Source organism: Pseudoalteromonas sp. CO342X, assembly GCF_004208915.1.
GTDB lineage: Bacteria > Pseudomonadota > Gammaproteobacteria > Enterobacterales > Alteromonadaceae > Pseudoalteromonas > Pseudoalteromonas maricaloris.
In genome coordinates this window covers 83,534-102,897 of the sequence record NZ_SGPH01000030.1, presented here as the reverse complement: position 1 = coordinate 102,897, position 19,364 = coordinate 83,534, and the positions used below count along the sequence as shown (strand labels likewise).

Below are 19,364 nucleotides of genomic sequence, written 5' to 3'. Positions count from 1 at the left end.
GATGGTGGCGCTAATTCAACGGTGCTTTTTCTCATCGCTATCAGTATTTTTATGAGAGTTGCGATGTTGCTTTAACTGCTCTTTTGCTTTGTCTTGTTTTTTCTCTGGCAAAACATCACGCTTTTGTTTTTCTGAGCTTTTATTGAGTGTAGCTTCTTTTTTGGCAAACTCCTGTTTCTGCTCCTGTATTTGCGGTCGCTGGGTCAGCTCTATTTGCTTACTCATCGCGGTAAATTGACTCTCAAGGCCGAGTGTTTTAAGACGGTATTTTCTGTCTGTTACAGTGTCTTTAAAACCGATGGCCTTACCTCGGGTATAAATTTCTAAATGTTCAGCGGCTAAACGTTCAAAAAATTGCTGCTTATTAACCGATTGAGTAAAGATGCGTTCAAGCGCTTTGGTTACTCGTTCTCGTTCGGGCATTTTTCCCGTGCGTTTTTTTAATTCAGCCCCATTGTGAGATGTTTTCTTACCAGCTTGTTTGTTGATCACAAGCCCCTGTTGTAATTCGGGGTAGTGTTTATTCGTCCAAGTTTCTAAATGTTTTTTTGCGCGATCAAATTCATGTTTGCTCAAGCGTAGGTTTTTATTGCTCCCTCGTTCATTAGAGCTAATCATAAGGTGAAAGTGGATATTATTTTGCGCATCGTTGTGCATATACCCATAAACAAGGTTCTTGTTTGCTCTTTGATCCACATACTCTTGCACTATATGAAAAAGCGCGTCTTGTTGCTTTTCAACACTGACGCCTTGGGTACGTGTAATTGAAATAATTTCGTGATACAGGTACACGCTGTTTTTTCGTTTTTTAAAGAGCAAGGAGTTATCGATAAACTCCTGAAGTATTTTCTCTCGTTGGTGTGTATAAACATTTCTCGAAAAAACATGCACACCGTCATGTTTTTCCGCTCCTTTTTTCATATAGTCATAAAGCTGATCAAAGTTAGCGACTTTGCGGCTTTTTGACTTAATTATCATGTTACTTTTTTAATCCTTTTAATGTGTATTCAGTGACTAGATCTTCTAGCTTTTTCAGCTCCATCAATAACTCGTTTTCATGCACCATAACTTGTAAGGTGTTTGAGCGGTGCGCGATTTGATTAATATTGTTGGCAACATTACGAATTAAAAAATGCAGCGTATCGAGCTTTTCTTTTAACTCAGCTGGGATAAAGTAGTGTTGTTGCTGATAAGCCATTGCCATGTTTTTTACCGTCTGACTAACGGTGAGCTTCTCTTGTTGAGCAGCCTTTTTAAAGTCGCGATACTCTGCCAGCGTAAAGTTTAACTCTACACGTTTATGATGTTTTCTAAACTCTGCCATGTACTGCTTTTGATAGTCTTTTTTGTGCTCTGGGCTGTCCATACGGGTCTATTAGCAAAATAAATTATTGGCTCGATACTGAGCTTTTAAGGGGGTTGAGGGGGAAGCCCCCCACAAGATGCAAACAACGGTAGCGAAGCGTATTTCCGGAAGTTTGCAATCTTGCTCTCATACTTCAACCATAGCTGAGAGTTTAAAATTTGTGCAAATTTCAAGGGCGAATCTAGCGCAAAAATTTACAGGAGTGCAGGGTACGTAAATGCAGGGGCATAGGGTACGCACACCCATTTTGGCGCGGTTTTTTATACTGATTACAGGAGCTGAAGGTACGTTTCAGCGGATCACACGAGAAAAATACAGGGAGGTAAGGTACGTTTAGCTACGTTTTGAAAAAAGTTACAGGGAGCAGGGGTACGTTTGTGCATTCTTAAGCATAAATTTAAGACTGAAAACGGTAAATACAGGAGTATGAAGTACGTAAATGCAGGAGTTGAAGGTACGTTTCAAAATTTATTGTGGCTTGGTGCTGGATACACGATTGTAATCTATTGCCTCTAACCCTTTCTTTAACCCTTTTAATCTTATTTTTAACCAGTAAATAATGAGTTTTATTCAGTGGTTAAATGAAATTCAAAAAATGCCCTGCGGGGCTACTTGCTTAAAAAAGAAAAATTATTGATGGCTAACATGCTCAATCAGCCACTCATTCAGGTCTTTGTGGTTTGGGTAGGCACTCGATAGGTCATTTATTTTTAAGTGGCTGAGCGAATTGTTGAGCTGTTCCAAGGTTTCAAGCCCTGTGGTTTTGTTGTTGAGTTCGTCACGATCTCTAAAATAGTCTATCTCTGTAATAGCTGGGTGTTGCGCAACAAATTGAACAAACCTATCAAGCATGGCACTACTATTGAGCACTACAGTTGTAAACGGTGGGGTGTGCAGGCTCTTAGCGGTTAGGTACGAAAGAAAGTCGATAAAGCCCTCAAATAATAAGGTTTTGCTAGTGCCCTTATCAAACACACTAATATCAACGCCAAGCCCCGCAAAGCCTTTAAAATTTTTGTTTCTAATTGCAAAGGTGCTGCCACTGGCAAAGCCAATAGAATAAAACTGTTTACCTGATGCTATCAGGCGACAAGTAACTTCTTGTACGTATTCTTTGGCTATGTTGAGGTTTATTTTCCTATCATTTTGTAAGTATTGCTTGAGTGAGTAACTAAACAATGCCTGTACTTTTAGCACCTCTATTGCCGCTGATTTTTTATTTAAGCCAGTCACGTCGTTTGTAGTAGGGGCAATGCTTGGTGTTGAGGCGTCAAACAATGTTTGAGGCACATTATTCGCCACTATACGGGCAGCTTTATTCGAAAATGAGTGTACAGTCGGATAGAGACTATCAAGCACCCCTAGTGCGCTCTTAACGTCATTATCAGGCAAGTTATGAACATGGCACACTAACTCAATTAAGCGACCGCCAGCGCCTATAGGCACATCTGACCAAATATTTTTCTCAATGTTTACACACAAAGAGGGTTTGCTATCTGATCTTGTTGGACTGTGGTAAACGTACTCAAGGCCATTAGTTCCTTGCTGAGTACGGGCAAATTTTGCGCCTATACGTTCTAGGTAATCAGTGATTGGAATTTGTCTTGCGTCTTGTGTTCTCATGGTTTGGGTTATTGAAATAATTTTTTCTTGTTGCCAAATAGCATTTTTCACCTCTCTATATTGTAGGCTGTTTTTTCACGATGAAATGTTGCGCTGGAATCATACTCAAACGCCATAGGCTCTACTTTTACAGACTCATTGGCAATAAAGGCTTTTTCAGTACGCTTTGTCAGTTGGTTGTTTTCAATCATAGTGCTGATAAATTGTTTTGAGGGATAAATATTGAGGATCGCATCAATGATTTTTCTGCCTTCGTACTTTTTCTTTATTTCTACTTTGCTGATCTCTGGCATTGCTTCGAGTAGCTTTGTGATCTTTTGCAGTGTAATACGCTTATCCTTGTGCTCGTTGAAGTTAATCTTTTCAATAAGGTAGTTAAGTGATGGGTTATAAGTTGCCTTTTCACTGGCATAGCGAAACTTAAGGTTAAGCAGTGCCCTTAGCTTTATCAGGTAGTAAGACTTTGAAGCAACAATGCTTGCAGAGTCTGACGCTTTCCAATCACCACTTTGAATATAATTGGTGATCATGTTTCAAAGTTCTATCACTACTTTTTTATCTTCCATGTAAATATCTTTGATGCGGTTAAAAATATACAGATTTTCGCCGCTCTCATTACGCACGGCGATATCAGTACGTTTTAGTATCTCTAATGCTTCACGAATGCTTGAAGTGTTGTAAGGGCAATCGTTGGGCTTAATCGCTTTGTCTTCTACTTTGTTAATAGCGTTTACTATCTCTTTCTGGATTTGGTAGTAGGTTGTTTTTAGGTAAAACACCTTATTGTTTTCGCTGTCGGATTGAACTTGCATTGCTTGCTTGGAGGCCATTGAGATAATCGCATATTCAATACGCGCTTCTCTGAGGTGCGGAAAATGGCTCTGAAACTTCTTACTTTTCTTATTCTTAAAGTTGGCAGGTGAGATCTCTGCAACAAACGATTTCCCGTCAATCGTAAATGGCCTTTCTACTGACTCTGCCACACCGTCGTTGATCCATGTGATCAGCGGGTCATTCGGCGACACATCTTTTGGAATCGCTTCGTAGGTTTCGGAGAGGTTGAGCCTCTTGGTTGACTGGAAAAGCTCAAGCTGAATCGCGATGTTTTCTTGTCAAAACTGCACACTTCTAGGTTTTGGTCACATAGCATAAGGTTTAAAAATATTGTTTGTATATATTTTATTCAAAGGTGAAGAAATGCAAGAATAAAAAAGCCGAGCATGGCTCGGCTTTTCAACAAATACTGTTTTATGGTATGACCCTTGATACACTTTTTACTCCCGATACTATACTGGAAATACCATTATAGTTAATAACAAAACCGACGGTACTAACAACTATAATAATAATTACGGAGATATACTTCACTCCTCTTAAACATTCTTTTAGCAACACATTGACTTTCTTCATCAGTTCCGACAAAAATGAAAGCTTATTCATGGTCTACCTCCAAAGTGAATGTCAAGTAAAGACCACAAAAAAGTCATGAAGCTTGCAATTTTTCAAAAGCGACTATAATATATACGCGCTCTATCAAACCTGCTACTTACACAACGTTAATGTAGCCGATCTGTAGCTGGTAGAGAAGTTCAAACCGAGGCCTGCATCGCCTCGGTTTTGTTTTATCCCAGCCTGCGTGATCAAGATTAGTTCACTTCAAAATTGAAAACCATCACTAAAAATTTCCAGCAAAACTCAAAATTTTCCACTCGATATGAATTTGGAAATTTTTTAGCAACGTAGTTGCAATTTTTACGCAATGAATTTAGATTGAACCTGATTGCATATTGAACAAAAGAGCTACTGATAAGGATGATGGAATTTGAATTTGATTGATTTTTTTTCTTATTTATATATTGAAATGGAAAAGTTTGGCGTTCCAACCGCGCAGAGTCGAGAGTATCTAACTGAAAATTCAGATTCCAATGAGAGCACGGTTGAAAATACATCAAGGAAAAATGCAAAAGCACAGTTAATTGCAAAAAAGTTAGCACCAACATTAGCTTCTGTTATAAATGAGGGAAATAAAAGCGATATATATCAAGTTTACTTGGCTCTGGAACGGTTTATGAACAAGAACCAAATTAGAAATCAAGAAATTTGTAGCGAATTGGGTATTAGCGCATCAGAATTAAGTAAATTTAAAAAGAATGCTATAGGTGGTTATAAAAAACGTTCAATAAATACAGCGAAGATTATTAAAAACTTTTTAATCGAACATGATGAATCTGCAATTAATATAAAAAATGAAGAGATGATATCTTATCTTGAAAATAGATTGGATGTTAAGAGCCTGTCCATAGCAGAGAAAAACAATTTGTGTGGAGATTATTTCTTCATCCATCGCTCTAATTATAAAATTAACGAGGCTCGGGTGCTAAAGATCTCAAAATTGAGGCTTTATTGTAGTGCAGAAGGTACTTTAAAATTCATATTTATGCTGAGAAATAGCGATTCAGTAACTTCCATCGTTAGGGGGATTGCTTTACGGAGTAATGAAATAACCCTGTCTTTGATCGGTTTTAGCTACCTTAACGGTAAGGCGCAGAGTATCCAAAAGATATCTCTCTCTCTGCACTCTTCGACTTCAGGAGTAAAAAAGTATATAAATGGATCCTATATTGGCAACGAAGATGACACTAAAAAGCCATATTCCACATGGGTTCACTTTAGTAAAATACCGAAAGCTTTAGAGCCAAAAATAAAAGAGTTCTTCCCTGTAGAAAATATTGATATTGGGAATGAAAAATATGAAAACTTTTTTCTTAGTTTAGACTTTGGAAGTTTGAATTATAAAAATGATAAAGTTTTGAAGTTGAAAAAATTCATTGTTGATAATTACCCAGATCACCATGATTTTGAGCAGGTCGTTAAATATATTGTTGGCAAGCTTTATCTTGAATCACCAGACACTCATGTTATGTAGCATTAAATAACTAGAGCTATAAATACTATTAGTATAATAGCTCTTTCAAATTTATAAGATAGATTTCATAGTTTTTACAATGACAATCAAGGCCTCTCTTCGCTCATCTAAATAATCATATCTATCGTATATTCCCTCAACCCCTTTCAGCTTATGATTTAAGCATCGTTCGGCGATATGACCAGCTACACCACTGCTTGCAAGCAGGCTTCGGCAGGTGCGGCGCAGGTCGTGAATGGTAAAGTGGGGCACGGGCATTTTGTCTTCACGGAATAGCTTTTGAATGGCGGCGTTGAGTGTGTCGGGGCTGATATGTCCAAAGCGCTTGCTGGCTCTACGGTTTGGAAAGACATAGTCAGAGCCAAAGGCTCGTATTTGCAGCTCTTTGAGCCATTCAATGACGATGGGGCTTAATGGCACGGTTATGCCTCGGCCTGTTTTGCTGCGCTCCTGTGGAATATGCCAAAGCGCTTCTTTAAGATCAAATTCAGCCCATTTAGCAGCGATTAGCTCACCCTTTCTCACACCTAAACAAAGTAGCAGCGAAAAGGCTAAATAGTTGTCGCGGGTAAATTGGTCAGAATTTTCCCGCAGGCATTGATACACTTTCTCTAGTTCTTCAAGTGATAGGGCGCGGCTACGGCTTTGCTCTACACCGCCCGCATCTGACACGTTAAATGCTTCAGCTGGGTTTGAGGTGCGTAAATCTAGCTTAATTGCGTGTCTGAATAGCTGCTTGCAGTACATGAGCGCGTCATTTGCAATGCTTGGGCGGTCACTTTGCGCAATGCGTTGTATCGCGCCGCGAATATCTCTAGGGTTTACTTTTTCGATTGCTAACCCACCAAAATAAGGGGCAAGATCTTTGGTATAAATACGTCTAGGGATATTTGGGTGCTTTAAGCGTTTTTCGCATTCTTGCAGCCAGTCTTCGGCAAGATCATTGACAGTTTTTAAGGTTTCGTTATCGAGGCGCATTTTCTCGGCTTGAGGGTCGATGTTTTCATTTTTCACATCAAGCACAATTTGCGCTGACTTTAAGCGTGCCTCAGCCAATGAAACATCGGGGTATTTGCCGAAGGTTATTTCTCTGCGCTTTTTATGAATTGTATATCTAACCACCCAAAAAGCGCTTCGCTCTTTACTGATTCGAATATAGAGGCCATTCCCAATTGAGTGATAGCCTACTTTACCCGTTTTGATTAAAGACTTAATTTGCTGAGCGTTGATTTTGTTTGCCATATCATACCTTTACAATAAAAGTGGTGGCAGATTTTTAAAGTTTGGGGCAAATTTTGAATTTTTTCAAAATCTGCCACCATTTCTGCCATCATTTTTTCATTACAAAGAGCAATTCGGGGCAACAGGTTGAAACACGTAAAACTTATAACTCTAAGATTTTAAAGGCTATTTTAACACTCAGAAACAGCCTGAAACATTACTCGATGTTTTGGATCTGCTCGCGCATTTGCTCAATTAACACTTTAAGTTCAACGGCGGCGTTGGTGATCTCGCTGTTGATTGACTTTGAGGCTAGGGTGTTAGATTCGCGGTTGAATTCTTGCATCATAAAGTCTAAACGACGGCCGCAAGCGCCTCCTTTTTTGAGGATTTTGTGGGTTTCTTTGACGTGTGACTTGAGGCGGTCGAGCTCTTCTGCAACATCTTGCTTTTGCGCAAGGTAAATTAGCTCTTGCTCTAGGCGGCCTTCGTCAATGTCGGTTTTTAGTTCTTCTAACTTTTGTGAAAGTTTTTCACGTTGCCACTTAGTGACTTCAGGCATGTAGCCTTCAACGATGGCAACTTGCTCTAGAATGCCGTCAAGACGAGTGGTGAGCATGGTTTCTAGGTTTTCACCTTCACTTGCTCGTGCAGCTTTAAAGTCTTCAACTAGCTCATCAAAGCCACCTAACAGTTCGCTGTTTACGGTGTCTAAATCGACTTCTTCGGCTTCCATTACACCTGGCCAGCGCAGAATGTCTACTGGATTGATATCACCGCCGCTTTGTGATTGTAGCCACTTTGCGCTTTCAACAAGTTGCTTTGCAAGCGATTCGTTGACGGTTAGTTGGCCAACGTGCGCAGGATTTGCGGTGAACTTTAGGAATACTTCAACTTTGCCGCGTTGTAAGTGTTTACGCAGGCGTTCACGTATTACTGGCTCTAAGCCTCTAAATTGTTCTGGTGCGCGGATAAAGGTTTCGAGGTAGCGTTGATTAACTGAACGAATTTCCCAAACCCCAGTGCCCCAGTCACCTTTCACTTCTTTGCGGGCGTAGGCAGTCATACTATGGATCATATAAAGTCCCTAAATTAGCTTGGTTTAACCGGAGCATTATAGCCGAATTTCCACACAGCCCTAAAGTGAATTTTATTTTTAGTCGGATCGCGTGGCATAGTCTCTATGATCCCTTTATAATGTACGGCAAATTTTGATGATGGGGGAACGTGGATGCGTCCAAGCGAAAGAACTGCAAATCAGATCAGGCCAGTTACATTTACTCGTAACTATACAATGCACGCTGAAGGCTCAGTAATGGTAGAGTTTGGTAACACCAAAGTGTTATGTACGGCTTCTGTAGAAGCGGGTGTACCACGCTTTATGAAAGGTCAAGGCAAGGGTTGGATCACCGCAGAATACGGTATGCTTCCGCGCTCTACACATACGCGTAACAACCGTGAAGCGGCACGTGGCAAACAAGGCGGCCGTACCATGGAAATTCAGCGCTTAATCGCGCGCGCATTACGTGCCGCAGTTGATTTAAAAGCGTTAGGTGAGAACACCATTACTATCGACTGTGATGTTATTCAAGCGGACGGTGGTACCCGTACGGCATCAATTAGCGGTGCTTGTGTGGCATTGGTAGATGCACTAACGCACATGCGTGCCAAAGGCATGATCAATGTAAACCCGTTAAAATTTATGATAGCGGCAATCTCGGTTGGGGTTTATAAAGGTCAGCCAATTACCGATCTTGAGTATCTTGAGGATTCAGAAGCTGAGACAGACATGAACGTGATCATGACTGAAACTGGCAAACTGATTGAAGTACAAGGGACAGCTGAAGGCGAACCGTTCTCGTTCGACGAGCTAGATGAGTTACTTGGTCTTGCGAAACATTCAATTCGTGAAATCATTGATCTACAAAAGCAAGCGTTAGCGTAATCAACATTCAGTAGGAAAGACATGAAACCGTATCAAAAAGAGTTTATTGAATTTGCCTTAGAAAAGCAGGTGCTTAAGTTTGGCGAGTTTACGTTAAAGTCTGGCCGTACTAGCCCTTATTTTTTCAATGCAGGCTTGTTTAACACAGGTCGTGATCTGGCCCGTTTAGGTCGTTTCTATGCTTCGGCATTGGAAGATGCTGGCATTGAGTTTGATGTATTGTTTGGCCCAGCGTACAAAGGTATTCCTATTGCGACAACGACAGCCGTTGCACTTGCCGATCATCACAATAAAGATGTGCCTTACTGCTTTAATCGTAAAGAAAAGAAAGAGCACGGTGAAGGCGGTAACTTAGTAGGTTCGGCGCTTGAAGGTCGTATTATGCTAGTTGATGATGTGATCACGGCGGGTACAGCTATTCGTGAGTCGATGGAAATTATTGCTGCTAATGGTGCTGATCTTGCTGGCGTATTAATCGCATTAGATCGCCAAGAAAAAGGTAAAGCGGAGCTTTCTGCTATTCAGGAAGTTGAGCGCGACTTTAATACTCAAGTGGTGTCTATCGTGAAATTGGCTGATCTGATCACTTACCTTGAGCAACAAGGCGGTATGGATGCGCACTTGGATGCAGTTAAAGCATACCGTGATAGCTACGGTGTAGCGTAAGCCCTACGATTTTCTGCAGATGGCTAGTACCATACTAGCCATCAATTTACTTCTCTTTTATCTCAGTTTTATTGTGTGTCTTTACACAGCTCTTAATTCAAACTCACTATTGGTATATGGCGTAGCGCCCAATTAGCAAGTTCAACTCGGTTGCGCGAATTGGTTTTTTTAAATGCGCTGTAGATATGCGTTTTAACTGTGTGACTACTGATGTTTAGTCTATCAGCGATATCTTCGTTTTTTGCACCAGCAGCAATAAGCTTTATCACAGACTTTTCTCTGCCGGTAAGCATATTTAACTCTTCATTACTTAAGATAATGTCGCTGTTAGGCAATGCTTGTGGCATCGCGGCGATCAGTTCGCTAAATGCCTCAGAGATAGCGCTGCGACAAAACCAAAGTTCGCCTTTGAGCACACTGCTTAATCCTTGAAATAACGTCTCTGGTGGAGCATTGTGATAGAGTATACCTTTCACATTGCCAAGTAGCGCCGTTTTTTCATTCACGCTGTCTTCATAGGCATTAAAGAGCAGTACTTTGTGTTTAGCCGCCAATAGCTTTACTTCAGCACTGATAAGTTCATTACAATCTCGGTGTTCTGTATCCACCAAAAATAATGCGATTTGTTCACGCAGCGCTGGCTCTGGTAGTCGAGTATCAACTTTGACTGTATGTCCTAGCGTCTCCAGCACTTTGATTAGCACAGTATAATTGGTGGAACTGGTATTGGCTCGAGCATGAGTCAGAATAAAAAATGCTCGATCTTGCCATGCTAGCGAGTTGTTGGAATATTCCTTTGCAAACATAGAAGTATTAAATCCTTTTTTATTCCAGATTAAATTTAATATACATTTGTTTTACAAAAAATTTAAGTTATTTATTAGGCTCAAACTAAAAAGCTGAGCCTAATACCATGCTTGTGTAAGCTAAGGCTGTTTATTTGTACAATGCACGCCATGCACAAGTACGATAGCCGTTCTTCTCAAAGAAGAAGCGATTACAGTTATCGTCATAGTTGGAGTTACCCACATCTATACGATAGCCACTGATGTACCAGTTATGCAGCGAAATATGCCCACCGTTGTACAGTAGCGAAAAGTGAACGTGAGGGCCGGTTGATTGGCCACCTTGGCACAATGCAGTTGCTTTATCGTCCGCATAACGGCCAAGCCAAGCGCCTGCAGAAATGACATCACCAGTGTTATATTGCAAACTTTCCATATGGTAATACTGAGTTGAATAACCGCTTGAGTGAGTCACGCGAATATTACAAGCTGAGTAACGAGTGACTGTGCCGCCATGCGCTGCTTGAACCCAAGGTGTATTACTTCCCCAGCCACCTGAGCCGTTATTAAAATCAAGCGACGAGTAAGGGTAACCAGAGCCTGTATTTGAGTGTGCACCACCGCTATACCAAGCGTAACCGGATGGCCACGGGAAGCTCATGCTAAAGCTAGCAGCTGATACCGCTTGTGTTGAAGCTTGTTCATTAAAAGCGATGCTGTTGTCCGCTTTTAATGCTAATGACTCACCGTTAAATAACGTTTGGTAAGTATTGAATAGGGCATCTGCCGATGTGTGTGTCAGATCTGCAAGTGCAACAGTTGCTTCGTTGACTGCTGGTAATTTTTTAGCTTTGCCTTCATCACGAAGTTTTTGGAATGCGTAGTATCTTGCACTGAGATTAAGCGCTACATCTTTTACTTGCGCATCAAATCCCTGTTCATGAGAGAGTGTACCAAACGGTGCAAAGATGGATTGTTTATCTGGGTTACTTATCACACCAGACTCAAGTTCCATTAGTGCCAGCAACAATTTAGGGTTAATACTGGCATATCCAGCATAGTGCAAGATCACTTCGAGCTTGTCGCTTAAATGCGGTGCCGTGCTGTCAAGCACCTGCTGCCAATCTACTTGTTGTAAAGCATTGCTGAAAAGAAACAGTTCAGGGTTTACTGCTATTACACTAGAAATAGGTAAGGCACTGATGTGTTCAGCAGTAAATTCAGGCATAGCTACAGAGTCATGCTGACCTGCAGCTGTTGCCTGATGTGAGAGGAGCGCGATTAAACACGCTGATAGGTAGTGGCGTTTCATGTTGTATCCTTTCTGTTTGTTTTTTGTTCAATCAAGTTATACCTAAATGTGAGTATTTTGTAAAATAAAAGTTTAAAATGTGATTTTGTTGAGTGGTGGGCTTAGATTTTTGCCTGCTAGATTGGGGTTTTTTGTAAAAGCGACTATAAAAAAGAAAGTGGTGTGATGTGGAGGTTGCTATGAAAAGGCTAATTACTCTGTCTCAACTAGAAGAGTTGCTAGAGGAAAGGCAGGGGGGAGAGCGTCGAAAACAACGAAGTAATGTTTTGCCTTTCGTGGAAAGGCGCAACCACGTAAGGAGAAAAGCCGACAAACAATACCTAAAAAATAGAATGGATTAGTACACTCCTCACTCTACTATTTTGCTGTGAGTCCTGCATCCGAGTAAAACGCGTAAGGCAATTGATTCGTCTTCGCGTGATACATAGCTTTATCTGCTTTAGCAACTAACTCTTCTGCAGATGTGGCGTCAGTTGGATAAATCACTGCGCCAATGCTTAAGTCCAGTTTTACTTCGCGGATATTTGCGCTTTCATCTTGGAGACAGTAATTATCACTGAGCAAGTCATACTTATGCTGAGCCAGTTTTCGTAACTGATTTTTTTCGGTTAGATGAGGGGCGATAACCACGAATTCATCACCACCGTAGCGTGCAACAAAGTCTGACGCACGTTTATACATTTTAAGTTTTGCTGCCAGTATTTTTAGCAATTGATCGCCCGCTTGATGACCAAGCTGATCATTGACTGGTTTAAAGTTGTCGAGATCAATAAACAGCACACCAAATCCATGACCATACCGCTCTGACTCAGAAATCGCTCTTTCTAATTCGTTATCAAATGCGCCGCGGTTATGTAGCATAGTGAGTCTATCCATCACCACTAGGTTCTCTAGATTCCGCTGCATCTCGTAGCGTTCTTTTGAGAAGGTGATTGTACGTGCCAGTAGTGGGCCGCTTACTTCGTGTTTTGGGATATAATCTTGCGCACCAAGTTGAATTGCCTTTTCGCCAAACAGTGTTTCAGATACCCCAGTTAGCACGATTATAGGGGCGCTGATTGGCAACTGTTTTACTTTAATCAGCGTGGTAAGACCTTGGCTCTCATCGATATTTAAATCGATAAGGATAGCTTCTGGCTTGACTGTGTTTAAGGCGGTTTCAAGTTGTTCTAAATTTTTGAAGTGTTTAACGTTAAACTTTTGTCTACCATCAGTACTTGCAAGTGTGCGCTTTACTAAGTAAGCATCTTCATCGTTGTCTTCAAGAAGATAAATCAGCCATGTATTCATAGTTACCCTTGCACGACACAGTTATTGTCAAACCAATACTGCTTGATTAATTTGATCAACGACTCTAAATCACTTAAGCGTCCGGGCTTGGTAATATATGACTTAGCACCCAATTGATATGCTTTACGAATGTCACTGTGGTGAGTAGAGGTGGTATAGCACACCGTTATTAATTTATCGGCAACTTGTTCATTTTTTAAAGCTTCCATAACTTCAAAGCCACTCATTTTTGGCATGTTTAAATCCAGCAAAATAACTTGGTCGTAGGTTGCGATAGAATCGAGGTAATGCAGCAGCTCATGACCGTCAGAAAAAATTTTAAGCTCTGGCGCATTGGTAATACTGCTGTATGCTCTTTTAAAAAAGTAGACATCATCTGGATCATCTTCAACTAATAACAGTTCCATTATTACTCCTTAACTTCTTTTGGCAGTATGATTTCAAATAAAGCGCCATCATCACTTTGCAGGCATTTTATTGTGCCGCCATGCAGTTTTACGATTTGTCGGCACAGCGCTAGTCCAATACCACTGCCATACTCTTGTGTGGTGCCAAAACGCCTGAACGGTTCAAAGATTTGCTGACGTCGAGATTTTGGGATCCCAAGCCCATTGTCTTTGTAATGGATCACCGTTTCATGGCCGGTTTGGCTGGCGTAAATTTGGATCACGGGCGCAAGCTCTGGTGACTTAAACTTAATGCTGTTACTGATTAAGTTTTGCAGCACTTGAAGAAAAAGCGAGGGATCAAGTTCGATAGGTAAATCACCATTCTCTAGTTTAATTTCTGCGCCGCTTTCCTCGATACTAAAGCTCATCACTTCACAAACATCTTCTAACAACAAAGTTAGATTGGTTGTTTGTAGCTTCAACTCATGGGAATGCAAGCGTGATAACTTGAGTAGGTCTTGGATCATGATCCGCATTCGTTGACTGGCATCAACCAAGCGCTCTATTTCAAACTTTGCATCGTCGTAGTCTTTTAAATCTGGTGTAATTCTTTGCGCTAAACTGTCCGAAAAAGCGGTGATCTTTCTGAGCGGCTCTTGCAAATCATGAGAAGCAATATAGGCAAAGTGCTCAAGGTGAGCGTTGGATTCTTGCAGCTGTAATAGCAATTCAGTGTGCTCGGTCATATCGACAAAAGTACCCAGCATCAACTCTGGCTCGCCATTGTGATCTCGAGTGATCACGGTATCGACAGAGTAGCACCAAACCCAATGCCCTTCTTTGTGTCTAAAACGATACTTTATCGGGATAAGTTCACCGTCTTGGCTGGCTCTCACTTCATCAATATGCTCGTGAACGAGTGCGCGTTCACTTTCATGAAAACATAGTTCTAAATTTGAACTTTCTAACTCTTGAATTGTATAACCAAGGAGTTGAGTATAACGCTTGTTTATACGAGTGTTCTTGTGGAGTTTTAAGTCGTAGAGATAAAGGCCACACACCGCTGAATCTATCATTCGCTGTAAAAAGCGTTGGTTGTCTTCCAGTTCTTTTTCTGCGAATTTTCGCGCAGTAATATCGACGGCGATACCAACGATCCGCTCAACTTGGTTCTTACTGTCTTTAAGTGGATAAAGAGTCGTCTGATACCAATGTTCTTTATTTTTGAATGGTATCATTTCGGTGTAATCTACGGGTTTTGCGACCTCAACGCAAAGTTGGTAGTTTTTTTCGATTCTATCTACTAGCTCCTCTTCTAACACTGTCCCTCTTAGTTGGCTGAGGGTTTTACCCAATATTTCATCAAGTTTGACGCCAGTGCGCTGGCAGGCAAACTTATTGTACTCGAGCACTCGAAATGTTTGCTTTTCTTCTACCTTTAATAGCCAAATAGCCTGACTTGCACCTTCGTAGATGGCATTGAGAATTTTGTTTTTTTCCGCCACTTGCAGCTCAAGGGATTTTTTCTGATGGATATTTCTAAGTGCTCCAGACATCACCAATGCTTTACCGTGGTCGTCAAATTGGCTGTTGCCTACGGCGGAAAACCAAGCGTATTCTCCTTTGTTGTCTCGCCCTAAGTACTCGACAAAATATTGGTCTTTGGTGGCAAAGTGATGGTCTATGGCATCTTGCACTTTGCCCTGATGGTCTGGGTGGATATGTGCAAACCAGTCGTCATAGGTGACTTTTTCGTCGTCGCGTTTACCTATCATGGTTTTTAAACGAGATGAATAGCTGACGCTGTTGTCGACAACGTTCCACTCCCAAATGCCATCTTCGGTTGCCCCGATTGCACGCTTCATTTGTTCGGTGGATTCCGCTAGTGCTTGCTCTGTGCGTTTAAGTGACGAAAGGTTATTAAACACCGCTAAAATGAGATTGGCACCGTCATGGGGCTCTTGTACTAAGCGCATCTCCATCGGTATTTGATTGCCAAATTTGTCTTTCACATGGCACAGTGCTTCTTTACTGTAATCGTTTTGGTTAAGTAGAGATTGGCTAATGGATTCTAAGCTGTCGAACGGATCATCCAAACTGACGATATCGTGTAATCTCAGCCCAATTAATGCATCTGGCGTGTCGTACCCAAGCTCGCGATAAAAATAAGGATTGCACTTACTCACGGTGAGTAGCTGGTCAAGTAGCAAGGTACTAGTGGGTAAGGCATCGAGCATAAACTCGGTAACTCTGTGTTGGTCTAGTTGCGAATGAAGCGCCTGCTTTTCATCGGTAATACGTTTGAGCCTTGCGGTCACGCCATGGAATTGATTGGGAGTTGGGATTGCGACGGCGCTTGGGATAAGTCTAAAAAGATAAACCGCCGTTACCATTGAGATAAACGCTGTGACTGCTTTTGAAATGCCATGAATACCATAAGCGCCATGCCAAACGGTATAAACGCCAATTAAGTGCGTGAGTCCACATAAAGTGATGAAGCTACAAAACAACACAAAGACCCAATTTCTGCCAACATCAGGGCGCTGTTTGGCATAAATCATAATCGCCATGGGAATCGAAAAGTAGGCTGCGGCTATCAAGATATCGGAGATAACATTGGTCCATAGCAGGTGAGGTTGCCACAAATAGCAATGACCATGTGGCATGTACGCGCTATTAAAAAATGACTCAAATGAGTTCAAATCCATGTTATTTCCTTACCTCAACGTGTAGCCAATTCATATAAAAACATCCGCCGTTAAGACGCTAAAAGCACACTCAAGCTACGATAGTAAAATACGCTTTAAAAGTCCTATTGCTCTGCTTTAACTGTAGTATATCTATTTGAAATTTCGACAAGAGGTGTAAGAAACCTGAACTTCGGATAATTAATGCCTTTCTAGCAGCCAGTTTTAGCGCTAACTGTGTTGAATTCACTTCCAATAGCCAGCTATTGGTGCGTAAATTCGCCTTGCCTACAGGATGTAGGTACCAGGGCGGTAGCAGGACGCGAGAGCGGAGTTATCCCCAAAACTCTCTGGCTAGATAAGAAAATAATTTAATGTGATTTTAAAAACAAAGGGTTAGATCATTCCTTATCCTAATCTCTGGTTTGGAAATCTTTATCGTGAGGTAGGGAAGAGGGGAGTTGAGAGATTCACAAGGTGAAGCGCGTGGCTTCACCTTGTTATTCGGTGAGTCGAAGGTACTTTTCGGCTAACTGATCAAGACTTTCTTTGTGGTTTGGATCTGGTTTAATGCAATCAATGGGGCAGACACTTACACAGGTTGGTGTGTCGTAATGGCCGACGCATTCAGTGCACTTGTCAGGGTCAATTTGATAAATTTTATCGCCCATGTAAATGGCTTGATTAGGACACTCAGGGTCGCACATATCACAGTTGATACATTTATCATTAATAAGCAGTGCCATCGTTATGCCTTTTTAAAAGGATTACGAGTGTCCTCACTTTGGCCTAAATTGCGCATTAAAATGGCGTGACTTAAGTCTATGTCCTGCGGTAATGGAATTTTGACGATATGACCCGAGCCCTTGGCGTCATCTATCGCTTCGCCTTTTTTATTTTCCATGTGTTCAAGATTAAAGTGAATATTGCCCTTAGGCGTCATTAATTCCAAGCTGTGACCAGTACAGAACTTGTTTTTAACCTCAATTTCAACGAGACCATTATTAGTGCGACCTAGCACTTCACCAACAAACTGCTGTTGGTCAGACACCGAGTGACCGTAGTCGTAATTTTGATAGTCTTGATGTACATGACGTTTCAAGAAGCCCTCGGTATATCCTCGGTGGGCTAGGTTTTCTAGGGTTTTCATTAAGCTTGGGTCAAATGGTTTACCTGCAACAGCATCATCAATGGCTTTACGATAGACTTGTGCGGTGCGAGCAACATAATAGAATGACTTGGTTCGGCCTTCGATCTTAAGGCTGTGCACGCCCATGCGAGTCAGTTGATCAACATACTGGACAGCACGTAAATCTTTGGAATTCATGATGTAAGTACCATGCTCATCCTCAAATGCTGGCATGTATTCACCTGGGCGACCTTGCTCTTCGAGCATAAACACTTCGTCGCTTGGTTGGCCTTCCCCTAAGGTTGGAATAATCGCTTTTGGATCGACCTTATGGACAACATCCCCGGTTTCGTTTTCTTGACCAGGTTTGACATCGTAGCTCCAGCGGCAGGCATTGGTACAAGTACCTTGGTTTGGATCGCGCTTGTTGATATAACCCGACAATAAACAGCGACCAGAATAAGCCATGCATAGGGCGCCGTGAACGAACACTTCAAGTTCAGTGTCTGGACACAATGTACGAATTTCTTCTATTTCTTGTAGCGACAACTCGCGAGAAAGAATAATGCGCTCAACCCCTTGTTTGGCCCAAAATTGCACCGTCGCATAGTTAACAGCATTTGCTTGTACGGATAGGTGAATTGGCATATCTGGCCACTTATCGCGCACCAGCATAATTAGCCCGGGATCGGACATGATAAGCGCGTCTGGCTTCATCGCGATAACAGGCTCAATATCACGTAAGTAAGTTTTCACTTTGCCGTTGTGCGGCGCAATATTTGATACGACATAGAGCTTTTTGTTTTGCTGGTGGGCTTCATTAATACCGATTTCGAGGTTGTTTAGGTCAAATTCGTTATTACGTACGCGCAGACTGTATCTTGGTTGTCCGGCGTAAACAGCGTCGGCACCGTACGCAAAAGCGTAACGCATATTCTTTAAACTGCCGGCAGGAGAGAGAAGTTCTGGTACAAACATGGTTTACCTCATACATTGAACTAGGGCCTGTTGACCTTTGCTGTTTTATTTTTGTTCTCCTGAGTGTGTTTTGGTCGCGACGCTCGACTTGCCGCCTAGTAATCTAGGCAAAAGTTGAGCAACAATGAACAAAGCGCACTCAGGTGAACCCAAAGGGCGGCGCTTGATTGGCATTTCTACTGTGTTATCGCCTGACTCACATAGAACAACTATGCTACGCAGGCTCTGCCTTGTATAAATACCAATCAAACTGCTGCAAAAACAAACTTGAAAGATAAACAGGCCCTAATTACGGGTCAGCTGTTGAGTGATTTCGCGTGCTGATTCTAAAAAGCGGCGCAGTATAGAAGAAAGCTAAGTAAGTAATTTTGATGTAGATCAGGTTTTTTGACATTGTGCAAGGAAGGGCAAGTAACCTTACTGTTAAGGCTCCTGCTGGCAATTCTGCGTATTTAATCGACAAATAATTCACCAAACTTTCGTTTCTTCGCAAAGAAAGCGGCGTGAGATAGTAGGTTTTTTCTACCAAAACACGTATAATTCGCGCCCGTTAATATTCACAATAATATTTTGGAGCAAAAAAGATGGCTTTAGAGCGCACTTTTTCAATCATCAAGCCTGATGCTGTAGCTAAAAACCACATCGGTGCTATCTACAACCGTTTTGAGTCTGCTGGTCTTAAAATCGTTGCATCAAAAATGGTTCACCTTTCTCAAGAGAAAGCTGAAGGTTTCTACGCAGAGCACAAAGAGCGTCCTTTCTTTGGTGCACTAGTTTCTTTCATGACTTCTGGTCCAGTAATGGTTCAGGTGCTTGAAGGTGAAGACGCAGTTCGTAAAAACCGCGAAATCATGGGTGCTACTAACCCTGCTGAAGCGCTAGCTGGTACACTACGTGCTGACTACGCAGACAGCATCGACGAGAACGCAGTACACGGTTCTGACGCGCCTGAGTCTGCTGCTCGCGAAATCGCTTACTTCTTCGCTGAAGAAGAAATCTGCCCACGTACTCGTTAATTCGAGACTTGGTGCCAAAGAAGGGCTTTCG

18 protein-coding genes are annotated in these 19,364 nt (G+C 41.7%); 4 read left to right on the top strand and 14 right to left on the bottom strand.

Annotation, left to right across the window (positions count from 1 at the left end; translation table 11 throughout):
- Nucleotides 1–15: 15 nt before the first annotated feature.
- The 5 genes from EXT47_RS13925 to EXT47_RS13905 all read right to left on the bottom strand — a co-directional run bounded on the left by EXT47_RS13925 (nt 16) and on the right by EXT47_RS13905 (nt 4,014).
- Complete coding sequence (locus tag EXT47_RS13925; protein ID WP_130126848.1) at nt 16–978, bottom strand: hypothetical protein; 963 nt, start codon at nt 976–978, stop codon at nt 16–18.
- A 1-nt stretch (nt 979) separates the two neighbouring features.
- Complete coding sequence (gene mobC, locus EXT47_RS13920; protein ID WP_130126847.1) at nt 980–1,366, bottom strand: plasmid mobilization relaxosome protein MobC; 387 nt, start codon at nt 1,364–1,366, stop codon at nt 980–982.
- Between the two features lie 630 nt (nt 1,367–1,996).
- Complete coding sequence (locus EXT47_RS13915) at nt 1,997–3,040, bottom strand: toprim domain-containing protein (protein WP_130126846.1); 1,044 nt, start codon at nt 3,038–3,040, stop codon at nt 1,997–1,999.
- Nucleotides 3,037–3,519: a hypothetical protein gene (locus tag EXT47_RS13910; protein WP_130126845.1), complete on the bottom strand. Its 483-nt coding sequence runs from the start codon at nt 3,517–3,519 to the stop codon at nt 3,037–3,039. Before EXT47_RS13910 ends, EXT47_RS13915 begins: the two co-directional genes overlap by 4 nt.
- A 3-nt stretch (nt 3,520–3,522) precedes the next feature.
- Nucleotides 3,523–4,014, bottom strand: coding sequence for a hypothetical protein (locus tag EXT47_RS13905; protein WP_130126844.1), 492 nt, complete (start codon nt 4,012–4,014; stop codon nt 3,523–3,525).
- Between the two features lie 797 nt (nt 4,015–4,811).
- Here EXT47_RS13905 and EXT47_RS13900 point away from each other — a divergent pair.
- Complete coding sequence (locus EXT47_RS13900) at nt 4,812–5,915, top strand: hypothetical protein (RefSeq protein WP_130126843.1); 1,104 nt, start codon at nt 4,812–4,814, stop codon at nt 5,913–5,915.
- Nucleotides 5,916–5,966: 51 nt separating this feature from the next.
- On the opposite strand, the gene EXT47_RS13895 is transcribed toward EXT47_RS13900, so the two are convergent.
- Entirely contained in the window at nt 5,967–7,157 is a 1,191-nt protein-coding gene (locus tag EXT47_RS13895; RefSeq protein WP_130126842.1) for a site-specific integrase, read from the bottom strand.
- Nucleotides 7,158–7,353: 196 nt separating this feature from the next.
- Nucleotides 7,354–8,214, bottom strand: coding sequence for a YicC/YloC family endoribonuclease (locus tag EXT47_RS13890; protein WP_039494373.1), 861 nt, complete (start codon nt 8,212–8,214; stop codon nt 7,354–7,356).
- Between the two features lie 153 nt (nt 8,215–8,367).
- Here EXT47_RS13890 and rph point away from each other — a divergent pair, with 153 nt between their 5' ends.
- Nucleotides 8,368–9,081: a ribonuclease PH gene (gene rph, locus EXT47_RS13885; protein ID WP_010377321.1), complete on the top strand. Its 714-nt coding sequence runs from the start codon at nt 8,368–8,370 to the stop codon at nt 9,079–9,081.
- Nucleotides 9,082–9,102: 21 nt separating this feature from the next.
- A complete protein-coding gene (gene pyrE / locus EXT47_RS13880) occupies nt 9,103–9,747 on the top strand; it encodes an orotate phosphoribosyltransferase (protein WP_017217061.1) in 645 nt (214 codons plus the stop codon).
- Nucleotides 9,748–9,839: 92 nt separating this feature from the next.
- On the opposite strand, the gene EXT47_RS13875 is transcribed toward pyrE, so the two are convergent.
- The 7 genes from EXT47_RS13875 to yegQ all read right to left on the bottom strand — a co-directional run bounded on the left by EXT47_RS13875 (nt 9,840) and on the right by yegQ (nt 18,317).
- On the bottom strand, nt 9,840–10,553 hold the full coding sequence (locus EXT47_RS13875; protein WP_045989477.1) for a response regulator transcription factor: 714 nt from the start codon (nt 10,551–10,553) through the stop codon (nt 9,840–9,842).
- Between the two features lie 130 nt (nt 10,554–10,683).
- Nucleotides 10,684–11,844: a M23 family metallopeptidase gene (locus EXT47_RS13870; protein ID WP_130126841.1), complete on the bottom strand. Its 1,161-nt coding sequence runs from the start codon at nt 11,842–11,844 to the stop codon at nt 10,684–10,686.
- Nucleotides 11,845–12,201: 357 nt separating this feature from the next.
- Complete coding sequence (locus tag EXT47_RS13865; protein WP_010377329.1) at nt 12,202–13,134, bottom strand: GGDEF domain-containing response regulator; 933 nt, start codon at nt 13,132–13,134, stop codon at nt 12,202–12,204.
- Between the two features lie 2 nt (nt 13,135–13,136).
- Nucleotides 13,137–13,541, bottom strand: coding sequence for a response regulator (locus EXT47_RS13860; protein ID WP_010605674.1), 405 nt, complete (start codon nt 13,539–13,541; stop codon nt 13,137–13,139).
- Between the two features lie 2 nt (nt 13,542–13,543).
- Nucleotides 13,544–16,231, bottom strand: a complete 2,688-nt coding sequence (locus EXT47_RS13855) for a PAS domain-containing sensor histidine kinase (protein ID WP_130126840.1) — start codon at nt 16,229–16,231, stop codon at nt 13,544–13,546.
- Nucleotides 16,232–16,710: 479 nt separating this feature from the next.
- Entirely contained in the window at nt 16,711–16,956 is a 246-nt protein-coding gene (locus tag EXT47_RS13850; RefSeq protein ID WP_010377334.1) for a YfhL family 4Fe-4S dicluster ferredoxin, read from the bottom strand.
- Between the two features lie 2 nt (nt 16,957–16,958).
- Nucleotides 16,959–18,317: a tRNA 5-hydroxyuridine modification protein YegQ gene (gene yegQ / locus EXT47_RS13845; protein ID WP_130126839.1), complete on the bottom strand. Its 1,359-nt coding sequence runs from the start codon at nt 18,315–18,317 to the stop codon at nt 16,959–16,961.
- Between the two features lie 584 nt (nt 18,318–18,901).
- On the opposite strand from yegQ, the gene ndk reads away from it, so the two are divergent.
- Nucleotides 18,902–19,333, top strand: a complete 432-nt coding sequence (gene ndk, locus EXT47_RS13830) for a nucleoside-diphosphate kinase (RefSeq protein ID WP_010377338.1) — start codon at nt 18,902–18,904, stop codon at nt 19,331–19,333.
- The last annotated feature ends 31 nt before the right edge of the window (nt 19,334–19,364 follow it).